Source organism: Sorangium sp. So ce394 (assembly GCF_051474665.1).
Lineage (GTDB): Bacteria > Myxococcota_A > Polyangia > Polyangiales > Polyangiaceae > Sorangium > Sorangium cellulosum_D.
In genome coordinates, this window is the sequence record NZ_CP150339.1 from 3,209,240 (window position 1) to 3,221,988 (window position 12,749).

General features: G+C 74.5%; 10 protein-coding genes. All 10 read right to left on the bottom strand.

The genetic code is table 11. The features are described 5' to 3' along the window. Positions 1–50: 50 nt before the first annotated feature. The 10 genes from WMF33_RS11965 to WMF33_RS12010 all read right to left on the bottom strand — a co-directional run bounded on the left by WMF33_RS11965 (position 51) and on the right by WMF33_RS12010 (position 12,445). Positions 51–1,904: a L,D-transpeptidase family protein gene (locus tag WMF33_RS11965; protein ID WP_437337249.1), complete on the bottom strand. Its 1,854-nt coding sequence runs from the start codon at positions 1,902–1,904 to the stop codon at positions 51–53. 216 nt (positions 1,905–2,120) lie between these two features. Further along, positions 2,121–3,989, bottom strand: a complete 1,869-nt coding sequence (locus tag WMF33_RS11970; RefSeq protein WP_437337250.1) for an SUMF1/EgtB/PvdO family nonheme iron enzyme — start codon at positions 3,987–3,989, stop codon at positions 2,121–2,123. A 518-nt stretch (positions 3,990–4,507) separates the two neighbouring features. After that, a complete protein-coding gene (locus WMF33_RS11975) occupies positions 4,508–5,305 on the bottom strand; it encodes a creatininase family protein (protein ID WP_437337251.1) in 798 nt (265 codons plus the stop codon). 2 nt (positions 5,306–5,307) lie between these two features. After that, the gene (locus tag WMF33_RS11980; RefSeq protein ID WP_437337252.1) at positions 5,308–7,005 is read right to left on the bottom strand and encodes a benzoate-CoA ligase family protein; all 1,698 of its coding nucleotides are present in this window, start codon (positions 7,003–7,005) and stop codon (positions 5,308–5,310) included. 2 nt (positions 7,006–7,007) lie between these two features. Next, the gene (locus WMF33_RS11985; RefSeq protein ID WP_437337253.1) at positions 7,008–8,492 is read right to left on the bottom strand and encodes an NADH:flavin oxidoreductase; all 1,485 of its coding nucleotides are present in this window, start codon (positions 8,490–8,492) and stop codon (positions 7,008–7,010) included. Between the two features lie 2 nt (positions 8,493–8,494). Beyond that, complete coding sequence (locus WMF33_RS11990; RefSeq protein ID WP_437337254.1) at positions 8,495–9,718, bottom strand: acyl-CoA dehydrogenase family protein; 1,224 nt, start codon at positions 9,716–9,718, stop codon at positions 8,495–8,497. Further along, positions 9,715–10,596 carry an enoyl-CoA hydratase family protein gene (locus WMF33_RS11995; RefSeq protein ID WP_437337255.1) on the bottom strand — a complete coding sequence of 294 codons (882 nt, stop codon included), beginning with the start codon at positions 10,594–10,596 and terminating at the stop codon, positions 9,715–9,717. The genes WMF33_RS11990 and WMF33_RS11995 overlap by 4 nt, the downstream gene beginning before the upstream one ends. A 48-nt stretch (positions 10,597–10,644) precedes the next feature. Further along, positions 10,645–11,223 (bottom strand): MarR family winged helix-turn-helix transcriptional regulator, encoded by a 579-nt coding sequence (locus tag WMF33_RS12000; protein ID WP_437337256.1) that lies wholly within the window; start codon positions 11,221–11,223, stop codon positions 10,645–10,647. Beyond that, positions 11,220–11,687, bottom strand: a complete 468-nt coding sequence (locus WMF33_RS12005; protein ID WP_437337257.1) for a RidA family protein — start codon at positions 11,685–11,687, stop codon at positions 11,220–11,222. The genes WMF33_RS12000 and WMF33_RS12005 overlap by 4 nt, the downstream gene beginning before the upstream one ends. Continuing rightward, positions 11,684–12,445: an SDR family NAD(P)-dependent oxidoreductase gene (locus WMF33_RS12010; RefSeq protein ID WP_437337258.1), complete on the bottom strand. Its 762-nt coding sequence runs from the start codon at positions 12,443–12,445 to the stop codon at positions 11,684–11,686. The genes WMF33_RS12005 and WMF33_RS12010 overlap by 4 nt, the downstream gene beginning before the upstream one ends. Positions 12,446–12,749: the final 304 nt, after the last annotated feature.

Below are 12,749 nucleotides of genomic sequence, written 5' to 3' on the forward strand. Positions count from 1 at the left end.
TTCGGACGGCGCGGAAGACGGAAGGGCAGAGCGCCGGCGCGCCCGCCGGATCAGGGGCGGATGGAGACGAGCGTGCCCTTCCGCAGCGAGAGCGCGCCGTGCCAGTCGGCCGGCACCTCGGGGGTCGTCCACTCGAACAGCCAGGCGGCGTCGAGCGGCGAGAGGTTCACGCAGCCGTGGCTGCGCGCGGTGCCGAAATCGTCGTGCCAGTAGGCGGCGTGGAACGCGAAGCCCCCGGTGAAGTACTGGACGAACGGCACGTCGCGGAAATCGAAGGGATCCTCTTCCTCCTCGTCGCCATCCATCGTGACCGTGACGTGCTTCGTGTGGATGCGGAACAGCCCCTGGATGGTCGAGCGCGTCGTCGCGGGGTCGCCGAGGCCGTCCGCTCCGGTCGAGACCAGGGTCACGTAGACCGGGCGAGCGCCCTCGTAGGCGACCAGGCTCTGCTGGTTGATCGAGACGTCGATCCACTTGCGCCCGCGCACCGCCCACGCCGGGGTCCTCGGGAGCGGGTCGATGCGCACGACGTCGTCGGCGCGGACGAGCGAGCCGTCCCGCGCCTCGAGGTAGTCGACGCCGGCGACGCGCCGGGAGGCGCCGGACAGCGGGATCGCCTCGCGGAAGCGGAGCGGGGCGCGGGCGAGGCCGCCGCGCTCGCCCGGGACGAGGCGCGCGGCGTGGCGGCGCCGGGCGAAGGCGACGGGCAGGGCGACGCCCTCGGGGAGCAGGAGCCCGGAGAAGGCGCTCGGCCGGATGACGCGGGTGCGGTCGAGCGGGAGGACGGTGAGGTCGGTGGTCAGGCCGAAGCGGCGCCCGTCGTGATCGAAGGTCGAGAGCAGCGCGAAGCCGGAGCGCGTGCGGGCGCGGCCGAGGACGAGCGCGTCGGGCGAACGGCGGTCGCCGGCGAGGCCGGGCGCGGGACGGCCGTAGAGCAGGACGGAAGGGGTCGCGTCGGGGGGCGGCGGGGCGACGAAGTCCGGCGCGCGCGCGGCGGCCGCGGCGCGGAGCAGGTGCCCGCCGAGGTCGGGCTCGGCGCTGCGCTGCTCGTCCTCGCTCGGGAGGCGCGCGTACAGCGGCGGGGTGGGGGAGCGCGACATCACGTACGTGTAGGGCAGCCCGCCGAGGAGGGCCGCAGCGTCGAGCGCCTCCGGCGCGGCGGGCGCGGTATCGACCGCATGCACGGCATTCGGGGCGGCCTCGCCCGGCTGCACGGCATTCGGGGCGGCCTCGCCCGCCTGCATGGCGGCCGGCGCGCTCTCGCCGGCGCTCGGCGCGGCCGGCGCGGCCTCGCCGCGGACGGTCGGCAAAGCGGGCAGAGCGAACCGGCGGACCGGGCGGCGCGACGAGGCCTCGACCGCGAGATCGTGGATGTTCAGCGTCGCGCTTGCGCCGATGCAGACATAGCCGTTCGGCTCGATGCGGTACCAGCCTCCGCCGCACGACTCCCTGCCGGACGGCTCCGGCCGGCGCGCGACGATGGCGCCGGCGCGCAAGTATCCGATGCGCCGGCTGGTCCAGCGCGGCTCGGCGAAGATCCAGGTCTCCCGGGCGATGCTCGCGAGCTCGTGGACCTCCTCGGCCGCCGTCGGCGAGGTGACCGGCGGCGGATCCAGGTCAGGCAGCCTGTCGGAGCCGTCATCGACGAGCTCCGGCGGCAGCGTCGGCAAGGCGAGCGGGTCGCCGCTCGGCGCCGCGGCGTCAGCGCCCGGCACCGCCGTGATGCCCGCGCCGGCCGGCGCCGGGTCCTCCGCGGCGGCCGGGGGCGCCGGGGCAGCGACCGAGGGGGCCGCCCCGGCGAGCGGCGCGGTGACCGCGGACGCGGGCGCAGGCGCGGGCGCAGGCGACGCCGTCGGCTCGGAGGCAGGGCGCGGGCAGCTCACGCTGAGCGTCGAGAGCGCCATCGCTGGCAGCAGGAGAAAGCCTCGCACGCGCATGGAGCGCGCGTATCAAGAGGCGCGGGGGAGGGCCAAGTTCGAGGGATTCAGGAGAGCGCGGGCTCGGGAGCGGGCGCCTCGCCAGCCGAGGCGCTCGCCTGGAGCTCGGGGACGGTCGGCGGCAGGGCCGCCGGCGGAGGCGCGGAGACCGGCGCGGCGGGCCCGCGCCCGGCGGACGTCAGCTCACAGGTCGCGCGCGCACATCGCGGTGACGTAGTAGCGGCGATCGTCGTTCCGGTAGGAGACCTGATAATCCGTCGTTTGCTTGAACCCGGCGGCCAGGAAGCTGCCACCGTGCATGAAGCGCGTGGCAGAGTTGTTGTCGAGCCGCGAGCAGTCGTTGCAGGGCACCAGCAGCTGATAGATGTCCGAGCCGTCGCGGGTGGCCTTGTACGCGTTGCCGGCCAGGTCCATGTGGCCCCAGCGCCCGGTGCCGTTCGGGAATTTGCCGACCTCGGTGAGGTCCCTCTCGCTGCACGGGTAGAGCGAGGGATACGACGTCTTGCAGGCGCCCGCGACGCTTCCGTCGCCCTGGCAGCACCACGAGGCGTCGTCGATCTCGATGTCCTCGACGCTCGTGCCGCCCCAGGGATAGATGCGCTGCTCGTTGCCGCCCGCAGACACGTAGTTGATCTCCGCCTGCGTCGGCAGCCGTCCGCCGTCCCACGCGCAGAACGCGAACAGCTCGTACCACGTCGCGCAGACGATCGGCTTCTTCTCCTCGGCTCCTGGGGTGTTGCTCCACGACGGCCAGTCCCACTGCTCGCAGATGAGCGCCGTCCGGAGCGCGTCCGTGCTGGCCGTGAGCTTCGAGTTCCACGTCGGATCCCAGCCGCTGTTCGGGATCTTCGGGTGGGCGCCCGCGCCGGCGGGCGGCGGGTTGGCCTGCGTCGGGCCGCCGGTCCGCTCGATGTACTGCCGGAAGCGCCCGACCGTGACCATGTACTTGTCGAGGTAGAAGTCGCTGACCGTCGCGGGGTAGCTCGGGTGGTTGAGCCGGTTGAACGTCCCACCCGGGACCGGCAGGGTCGAGCAGCAGTTGTCGCTGCCCGCGAGGCCGCAGTTCGCGCCGGCGCCCGGCGTGTTGCTGCTGCAGCTGATCGGCAGGCCGGGCACACCGCCCCCGCCCCCGCCTCCGGCACCGCCCGCGCCGCCGGCACCCCCGGCGCCGCCCGCGCCACCGGCACCCCCGGCGCCGCCCGCGCCGCCGGCACCCCCGGCGCCGCCGGAGCCCGAGCTGGAAGCGGAGGTGCTGGAAGCGGAGGTGCTGGAAGCGGAGGTGCTGGAAGCGGACGTGCTGGAGGCCGACGTGCTGGAAGCGGAGGTGCTGGAAGCGGACGTGCTGGAGGCCGTGGAGCTCGATCCGGAGCCCGTCGCGCTGTCATAACAGACCGTGAGCTTCGGACGCCGCTCCTCCCAGATGGTGTTCGTGTTCTCGCTGGTCCGGATATCGGTGCTATTCGCGGTCTGCTCGAAGAGAACGCCGTTGTTCGCGACGGTGCCGTTCACCCAGCTCTGCACGAGCGCCGTGATGTTGACCGTCTGGTAGCCGTAGGCGAATCCCCCGCTCGTCGTGATGGTCCCGAGGACCCCAGGATCCCATGCCTCCGCGTGCGTGCTCCACTTCGCGGTGGTCTCCTCCCAGGGCAGCGTGACCCGGTGTACGCGGACCACCTCGGCCGTCGCACCGCCGAGGTTCACGGCGAGGTTCGCCGAGTTGATGCTGGCGTCAGAGGGAATGGACGAGAGGTCGAACGCCATCAGCCCGAACATACGCGTCGGGGTCGTCGCGGAGGTCATGCCAACATTCATGTTGGGACCATTGTCCGCATAGCTGCGAGACGACTCATGGATGGTCACATCCTTGACCGTGCCCGTCGTCCCGGCGCGCTGGAGCGTCACGCAGGTCGTCACCGCCTGCTGCGCTTCGTCGACGAGCTCGTCGCCCGCGCCCGGCCCGCCGACGCACCCGGCGGCCGCCGCGCCGGATGCCGCGGCGAGGTAGGCCAGGAGAAGATGCCGATTCCCGCTCACGAACGTGCGATTCCTCATGATGCTCTCCGATCCGCATCGCCGGGCGAGCCCGCCAGCGAGGCCAACAGTGACGCCGTCGCGCTGGAGCGCCAGAGAGCGCCCCCGCCAAACTCATTCTCTGCCTGCGCGCCGTGAGTGATCACCTATGTCAGGCCAACGGTCGGATCGTTTTGGTTTCGATCAGCGCGCGAGGAAAACGATACCGTTGTACGTCTTTAAAAGGAATACGTCAATCGCGAATCGAGATTTGTGATGAGAAACCTTGTGAGAGCACGAGTCGTGTTGAGACAAAAAGAGACATTATTGCGCCAATCGCTGGCGCTTGTCGAGCCCCCGCCCGCTCATTTCGGTGATGCCGCTCACGGCGCGCGCCTGGTTCGTCCAGGGCCTGCCGGGGCTCGCCGGAGCGAGTGGTGCGCTGGTGGATTTTTACCGAATGGCTGCGTGCGAGCGGGGGTGAGGGAGCAGGGCTGGTTGCCTCTGCCTACCCGCGTACCTGTCTGGCCACTTACCTGCTGAGGCCGCCAATTTGCAGGTTACGGCCTGCTGCCCTGTCCAGGCGCGGAGTCGGGGCCGGCGGCCCGGGAGAGGCCCTCTTCGACCTCGGTGACGATCATCGCCGCGAGGAGATCGAGCAGCGCGCGGCCCTCGTCCTCCGAGGCCTCGCGCGGAGCGCCGGTGTAGGCGGCGTCCATACCCAGGTCGCTGAACCGCTTCACCCCTGCCTTGATGCCCTCCGACAGGCTCACGTCGAGATCGGGCAGGGCCAGGGCGATGTCCCTCCGGACGAGCGCGGGGGCCGCGGCGAGGACGAGCGACGTCTCGTAACGGCCGGCGTGACAGGCGCCGCTCCGGAACTCGGCGGAGAGCGTCCGCGCCCAGCGGCGCGCGAGCGGGCAGGCCACCGAGCCGCGGCCCGGGGGCAAGTCGCCCACGGCGGCGCGCACGGCGCGGTCGTGCTCCGGCTCAAGGTGGTTGTTGATGAAGCAGACGTGGGCCAGGCCGGCCGACAGGTAGGCCTCCGCGACCGCGCGCAGGAAGGCGGTGAGCGCGGGCGCCGGGATCGAGATCGCGCCCGCGAAGCCCGCCGCGAAATCGGTGACGCCGTAGCCGACGGGCGGCGCGAGGAGCGCGGCGACGCCCCGCTCCCAGAGCCGCAGGCCGGCACGCTCGGCCGCGGCCTCGCCGATGAGCGTGTCCGTCCCGAGCGGCAGGTGCGGGCCGTGCGGCTCCACCGACCCGACCGGCACGAGCGCGACGCACGGCGCGCCGCCCGACAGGAGCGCGGCGAGCTCGGCCGTCGTGAGCTCGGCGAGGCGCGGCGCGGCCTGCACGCCTACAGGCCCGCCGGGTTCTCGCCGGCGGCCTCGCGCTGTCGGAGCGCCTTGCGATCGACCTTGCCGCGGTCGTTCCTGGGGACGTCGTCGACGAAGACGACCCACCGCGGGTACTTGTGCTTGCTCAGCCGGTCCTTCACGAACGCCTTGAGCTCCGCGGCGAGCTCGGCCCGCCCCCGCTCGGTGGCGACGCGGCCGCGCGCGTCGTCGCGGACCACGATGAACGCCTTCGGCTTCACGAGGCCCGCCTCCTCGGCGCCGATCACGGCGGCGAGGCTGACGGCGGGGTGCTCGGTCAGGCACTCCTCCACCTCGGTCGGCGCGACCCAGACGCCGCCCACCTTGAGCAGCTCGTCGGCGCGGCCGCTGAACCAGAGGTAGCCCTCGGCGTCCATGCGGAAGAGATCCCCGGTGCGGCACCAGTGGCCGTGGAAGGTGCTCCAGCTCTTGTCGCGATCCTGGAAGTAGCCGAGCGCGACCGAGTCGCCCTTCACCCACATGACGCCGGTCTCGCCCGGCGGGAGCTCCGGCGCGCCCGGGCCGACCGCGTCCGAGGCGAGGATCTTGATCGTGTACCCCTCCACGGCGCGGCCGAGCGACCCGGGGCGCACGTCGCCGGGGCGGTTCGTGCAGTAGATGTGGAACATCTCCGCGGAGCCGATGCCGTCGTAGACGTCGGCCTGGAACCGCGCGCGGAAGCGCTCGAGGAGCGCGGGCGGCAGCGCCTCGCCCGCGGAGAGGTGGAAGCGGACGCTGGAGAGGTCGAGGCGCGGCTCGCCGCGCGCGGCGCGGGCGTCGTCGTGGTCGAGCAGCTTGCCCATCATCGTCGGGACGTTCGTGACCACGGTGGGGCGGTAGCGCTCGATGTACCGGGCGAGCGACTCGGGCGTCGGGCGCTCGACGAAGAGGCCGGCGGTCGCGCCGACCGCGAACGGGAACAACAGGTTGGTGCCCGTGGCGTAGCCGAAGAAGAGGCGCGGCACCGAGACGGTGACGTCGTCGCTGCGGTAGCCCACGGTCGCCTTGGCGTAGCGCTCGGTGTTGAAGGCGAAATCGCGGTGCGTGTGGATCGCCGCCTTGCTCCTGCCGGTCGAGCCGGACGTGAACAGCCAGATGGCGACGTCGTCGCGCCGCGTGGGACGGGGGACGACCGGCGCGCTCCGCGGCACGAGGGCGGCGCGCCCCTGCGCGAGGGCGTCGCGGAGCGAGATGCCCCGCAGCTGACCGAGGGCCGGCGAGACGGCGAGGTCGGCCTCGAGGTCGCCGCCGGTCGGGACCTCCGGCACGAGGACGAGCGTCCGGGGGTCCGCCGCCGCGAGCGCGCCCTGGATCGCCTCGGCGACGCGCGGGATCGTGACGACCGCCGCGGCCCGCGTGTACTCGACGAGGTACGCGAGGTCGGCGGCCGGCGCCTCGGGGTTGCCCATCGCCACGACGGCGCCGTGGTGGAGCGCCGCGAAGAAGGCCCAGACGAACGCGGGCGAGTCGTGCAGGACGATGAGCACCCGCTGCTCGCGCGCCACGTCCTCGACCGCGAGGTGCCCGCGGAGCCGGCGGACCTGCTCGGCGACGTCGGCGTAGGTGTGGCGCTGATCGCCGAAGAGCAGCGCGACCTTGTCGCCGAGCCCCTCGCGCAGCCGGTCGAACAGGTAGTAGTCGGCGAGGTTGAACTCTTCGGGAAATGTCGGTGCGCTCATGGTCACGCCTCCTCTCGCCTCCACCGCGGCGCCGTGAGCCGCCGCTTCCCCCCGTCCGTCGTCGCGACGCCGGGCTCGTCGAGCCCCTCGCGATCCCAGAGCTGGCACGTGACGGGCCGGTGCCGCTGATCGAGCGCCTCGCAGTAGTTGGAGTAGATGCAGCGGCGCACCTCGCCGCCGCGGCCGAGGCGCAGCTTCAGGAACCAGTCGGGGTCGGCCAGCGTCTGCCGGGCGGCGCCGATGAGGTCGGCGTCGCCGGCCGCGAGGATCGCCTCGGCCTGCGCGAACGTGCAGATCCCGCCCGCGACGACGACCGGCGTGCCGAAGCCGGCGTCGCGCACGGCCCGCCGGACCCGCGCCTGCTTCGGCACCTGCCGCCCGAACGGGCCGGCCGCGTCCGAGAGCGCCGTCGGCATGCACTCGTACCCGCTCGGGCCGGTGTAGGGATACGCGGCCTCGCCGACCTTGGGCTGCTTCGCGTCCTCGAACTTGCCGCCGGTCGAGAGCGAGAGGAAGTCCATGCCGGCGCGCGCGAAGGCGATCGCGAAGAACGCCGCGTCGTCGACCCGGTTGCCGCCGGCGATGACGTCGTCGCAGAGGAAGCGGCAGCCCACCGCGAAGCGGGACGACACGGCGGCGCGCACGGCCGCGTAGACCTCGAGCGGGAGGCGCGCGCGGCGCTCGCGGTCGCCGCCGTAGCCGTCCGTCCGGGTGTTCAGCGCGGAGAGGAACGAGGCCATCGTGTAGGCGTGGGCGTAGTGGAGCTCCACCCCGTCGAAGCCCGCCTCGCGCGCCCGCGCCGCGGCCGCGGCGAAGAGGCCGGGCAGCGCGCGCGGCAGGTCGCGGATGTGGGGGAGCGCGACGTCGGTCACGCGCTCCCGCTCGCCGAAGCGCAGCGCCTCGAGCTCGCGCGGCGCGAGCACGGCCTCGAGCCGCGCGTCGTCGAGCGCGAGCAGCCGCTCGCGCACCTCGGGCTCCGGGGCGCCCTCGAGCCCCGGCTCGCCGAGCGCCTCGGCGAGGGCGCGCCGGTGCGCGCCGGTGATCTCCAGGAACTGCCGCAGGAACCTCTCCCTGGTCGGGCGCCTGCGGATGCGGAGGAAGTCGATGAGCTGGAGGAGCACGCGCGTGCGGCCCGCGCTCCGGGCGCGCACCGTCCGGACGAGCTCCGCGAGCCCCGGGATGAACCGATCGTGGCCGGCGCGGAGCAGCGGCCCGCTCGGCACGTCGCGGATGCCGGTCGCCTCGACCACGAGGGCGCCGGGCTGGCCGTCGGCGAAGCGGCCGTACCAGTCGAGCACGTCCCGCGTGACGAGCCCGTCCTCCGTCGCCCGCCAGGGGACCATCGCCGGCACCCACGAGCGCTCCGCGAGCTCGAGGCCCGAGGCGAGCCGGAGCGGCGAGAAGAGGCGCGCGCGCGCCGCCTCGCCCGCGGTCGGGGGCTCGTCGCGGGGCAGGGCGTGGCGGATCCGCTCCGGCGGCTTCCACATCGCTACCGCGCCTCGCCGCGGGCGGGCTCGCCCGCCGCGACCTCCGCGGCGGCGCGATCGAGGATCCCCTTCGCGATGATGAGCTTCTGGATCTCGGTCGTCCCCTCGTAGATGCGCAGCGGCCGGATCTCGCGGTACAGCCGCTCGACCTCGGTCCCCTCGACGACCCCGAGGCCGCCGTGGAGCTGGACCGCGCGATCGATGATCCGCTGCGCCGCCTCGGTGGCGAACATCTTCGCCATGGCCGCCTCGGTCGAGACGCGCGCCGCCGCGCCGCCGGTGTCGCGCTTGTGGGCGGCGCGGGCCACGAGGAGGCGCGCCGCGTCGAGCTCGGTCGCCATCTCGGCGAGGTAGGCGCGCACCATCTGCTGCTCGGACAGCGGCGCGCCGAACTGCCGGCGGCGCGTGACGTGCGCGATCGCCTCGCGGAGCGCGCGCGCCGCCATGCCGTTCGCCGCCGCGCCGACCGAGATGCGGAAGGCGTCGAGCGTCTGCATCGCGAGCTTGTAGCCGCCGCCCACCTCGCCGAGGCGCGCGCCGTCCGGCACGCGGCAGCCGTCGAAGCGGAGCCGGCCGATCGGGTGCGGGACCGACATCGGGAGCGGCTCCGCGGCGACGCCCGGCGCGCCGCTGTCGACGAGGAACGCCGTGATCCCGGCGCGGCCCTCGCCCGTGCGCGCGAAGACGACCAGGTGGTGCGCGAGCGGGACGTTCGAGATCAGCACCTTCTCGCCGTCGAGGACCCACCCGTCGCCCTCGCGCCGGGCCTCGGTCCGGAGCGAGGCGACGTCGCTGCCCGCCTCGGGCTCGGTCAGGGCGAAGGCGCCGATGCGGCGCCCCGAGAGCACGTCGGGCAGGATCGCGCGGCGCTGCGCGTCGCTGCCGGCCAGCACGATCGGGTACGAGCCGAGCCCCTGCACCGCGAAGATCGCGTCGGCGAGCGGAGAGACCTGGCCGAGCGCCTCGCGGATGAGCACGAGCGAGCGCACGTCGACGGCCGCGGGGTCCGCGGCGGGGCCGCCGCCCGCGGGCGCGCCGCCGAGCGCCTCGGGGACGAGGTGCGCGTAGAGCCCGAGCGGCTCGCCCATGCAGCGCGCCACGGCGGCGGGGCCCTGCGCGCCCGCGAGCGGGGCGAGCGCCTCGGGGGTGAGCCGCGCGGCGAGGGCCGCGTGGCGCTCCTCGAAGAAGACCGGGAGATCGGCCGAGGAGAGCGCGAGCCTCGTCATGTGCGGGGCGCCGACGGGCCGGTGGCCCGGGGGGTGGGGGCCGCGTCGTCCTCGGCGGGCGCCGCCGCGGCGTCGCCCAGGGCGGCGCCCTCGAAGCGCGGCGGGCGCTTCGCCTTGTTCGCCTCGTACGCCTCGCGGAAATCGGGGTGCGCCATGCAGAGCGCCTGCGCCTGCGCCTCGGCCTCGATCGCGGCGGCGAGGGGCATCGTGCGCTCGCTCTCCAGCATCTGCTTGGTGATCGCGTGCGCGAACGCCGGCCCGCGCGCGAGGCGCTCGGCCCACTCGCGCGAGAGCGGGAGCGCGTCGCCGTCGGGGACGACGCGGTTCACGAGGCCGATGCGGAGCGCCTCGTCGGCGCCGATGAGATCGCCGAAGAAGAGCAGCTCGGCGGCGCGCCCGTGGCCGACGATGCGCGGCAGGAGGTAGGAGGCGCCCATGTCGGCGCCGGACAGGCCGACCTTGGGGAAGATGAACCCGAAGCGGGCGCTCGCCGCGGCGACGCGCAGGTCGCAGGCGGCGGCGATCACCGCGCCCGCGCCGACGGCGACGCCGTTCACCGCCGCGATGACCGGGCGCCGGAGCTCGCAGATGCTCTGGATGAGCGCGCCGGTGACCCGGGTGAACTCGAGCAGCCCCCGCGCGTCGCGCGCGAACAGCTCGGCGATGATCCCCTCGACGTCGCCGCCCGAGCAGAAGCCGCGCCCCTCGCCGGTGAGCACGACCGCGCGCGCGGCCGACCGCTCGAGCGAGCGGAACGTGGCCGTGAGCTCGCCGTAGATCTCGAAGGTGAGGGCGTTCAGCCGGTCGGGGCGGCTCAGCGTGATCTCCGCGACGCCGTGGGCGATCTCGAGCTGGAAGGAGCGGGGGGTGAGGGTCATCGGGGCCTCTCGGGTTCGGGTGCGCTGCGCTGGGACGAGGTCTCGTGGTCAGGGCTTGGTCCGCGTGCGCCGCGGCGGGCTGCGGGCGCTGCGCTCTGGGTGCGCGCGGGCGCTGCCGGGGCGCGACGGGACGGGCAGGTCCGGCTCGCGGAGCGTGGTGCGCAGCTTGTCGAGCAGCCGCGTCAAGGTCGAGAGCTCGGCCGGGCTCAGCCCGGAGAACACCTTCGCGACGCGCGCGGCGTGGCGCCGCTCGGCGTCGCGGAACGCGCGCTGCCCCTTGGGGGTGAGGTGCACCCGCCAGGCGCGGCGGTCGCTCGGGTCGGCCCGCCGCTCGACCATGCCGTCGCGCGCCGCGCGGTCGACGAGCCCGGTGAGGTTGCCCGCCGTGACCAGCATGCTGCGGGAGAGCGACGCGAGCGTCTGCCCGTCGCTGCGCACGAGGTTCGCGAGGAGGTCGAAGCGCGGGAGGGTCATCTCGTGCTCCAGGTCCTCGCGGATGGCCGCGAGCGCGCGCTTGTGGACCGCGAGGATGCGCACCCAGGCGCGCACGGCGGCCTGATCGCCGCGCGCGCTCTCGGGCGGGGGCGCCGCGGCGAGCGGGCGCCTCGCCGGCGCCCCGCGCCTCACGGGCCGCCCTCGCCCCCGCCGGGCGCGGGGGCGGCCGCGGCCTCGCCGCGCGCGCGCGGCTCGACGAGGCCCGCGACGGCCTCGATCTCGACGAGCGCCCGCGGCTCGACGAGCCCCGCGACGCCGACGAGGGCCATCGCCGGGAAGTGCTTGCCGAACCGCGCTCGCCACGCGGCGCCGATCGCGGCGCGCGAGCGCCGGTACGCCTCCAGGTCGGTCACGTAGACGGTCATCCGCGCGACGTCGCCCGGCGCGCCGCCGGCGGCCGCGACGACGGCGAGCACGTTGTCGAGCGCGAGCGCGAACTGCTCGGCCAGGTCGTCGCTCGGGATCTGCCCGGACGCGGCGTCCCACCCGATCTGCCCCGCGACGTGCAGCGTCGGGCCGCGCGTCACGACGCCGTTCGCGTACCCGCGCGGCGCGGGCCACCCGGCCGGCTGCACGATCTCGAGGCCGCCCTTCACCGCATCACCTGCCCGCCGTCGACCGGGATCGCCTGGCCGTGGATGCTGCGCGCCTCGTCGCTGCAGAGCATCGCCACGACGAGCGCGACCTCCTCGGGCTCGACCATCCGGCCCTGGGGCGACATCGCCTCGAGCGCCCGTCGCGCCGCGTCCTCGCCCCGCCCGGTCTTCTCGGCGATGCGGGCGATCGCCTCGTCCGCCATCCTCGTGTTCGCCCACCCGGGGCAGACGCAGTTGATGGTGACCGGGGTCCGGGCGATCTCCAGCGCGATGGCGCGGGTCATCCCGACCATGGCGTGCTTCGACGCGCAGTACGCGGTCGAGTAGGCGCAGCCGGCGAGCCCCGCGGTGGAGGCGACGTTGACGACGCGCCCGAACCCGCGCGCGATCATCTTCGGGATCAGGGCGCGGCACAGCGCGAAGGCGCCGGTCACGTTGACCGCGAGCATGCGGTCCCAGAGCGCGTCGGTGGTCCTGTCGAACGGCGCGCTCTCGGCCGCGCCCGCGTTGTTGACGAGCACGTCGACGCGACCGACCTCGGCCTCGAGCGCGGCGAGCGCGGCGAGCGCGCCCTCGCGATCGCCCACGTCGAGCCGGACGGCGACGCCGCCGACGGCCGCGGCCGTCTCGTCGATCTCGGCCTGCGTGCGGCCCGCGACGGCGACGCGCGCGCCGTCCCGCGCGAGCCGCTCGGCGATCGCGCGGCCGATGCCGCGACCCCCACCCGTGACGAGCGCGATCCTACCTTCCAGGGACATGTGGAGCACCTAAATCATATATATATGAAGCACAGGCCGAAGTCACCCTCGCCGCGGCGCGCCGCCGGCGCTTCGGGCGTGCCGTTTCGGGCGCATCGTTGCCCCGGTCGCACGATGGCGCGGCTTGCCCGGATCGCCCGACTTGTCCGGCGCGCCGGCCGCGACATGGCCGCGCGGAGCGCCTGAAACGCGGACGGCGCGGGCGTGTCGTGCGCTCCGCGACGATCGCGTCCGAGGCGCAGGCGAGCGCGTCCGTGGCGCACGGCGAGCGCGTCCGCGACGAAGCGAGCCGATCAGCGCGTCG